Source organism: Bacillus sp. AY2-1, from assembly GCF_008368965.1.
GTDB classification, from domain to species: domain Bacteria; phylum Bacillota; class Bacilli; order Bacillales; family Bacillaceae_G; genus Bacillus_A; species Bacillus_A thuringiensis_S.
In genome coordinates, this window is record NZ_QPEL01000325.1 from 1 (window position 1) to 640 (window position 640).

A 640-nucleotide genomic window follows, 5' to 3' on the forward strand; every position below is an offset into this window, starting at 1 on the left:
TCTCATTACTAAAATGAAGTGGTAACATACCTTCCGATTGTGAGAATCCCATAAATATAATGATTCCCGACACTATATAGAATAGAAATATTCTATCTCTTATAACAACTCTTAACGTAAATCTTATTGACTGTTTATGTGTTTCCTCATGTATCATTATATTTTTAGGCTTTGTTTCCTTTAGAAACAATAACATTAATATTGTATAAAACAGCATGGTTCCAGAAGTAATCAAAAATATGACATCTTTTGATACAACCACAACTGCTGCACCAATTATAGGGCCTATCGCAGCTCCTATATTATGAGCCATTCTAAGTAATCCATATGCCTCAGTTCTTTTTTCAGGTTCTGTTACATCGGTAACCATTGCAGATGCCGCTGGTTCAAAGAAAGAATTACATAGCCCTAAACCAATAGATAAAATGGCATACCCTATAAAACTATCAATAAACAAAAAAACAAGCATTAGTAGCCCATTACTGGCCATAGAGAGTACCATAGTTGGTTTCCGTCCATAAGTATCCGCTATATGCCCTCCAATTAATGAACCAAAACTCGCCGCAATTGGGGATAAAGCTATAACTATACCTACCTCAAGTAGAGAATCCACTTTATCCTTTAAATATAATGCAAAAAA

Annotated in this window: 1 protein-coding gene; it reads right to left on the reverse strand. The window is 34.1% G+C overall.

From position 1 onward, the window contains the following. Positions 1-640: MFS transporter (locus DN403_RS30850; RefSeq protein WP_255452095.1), on the reverse strand; the 640-nt coding region annotated here is incomplete at both ends.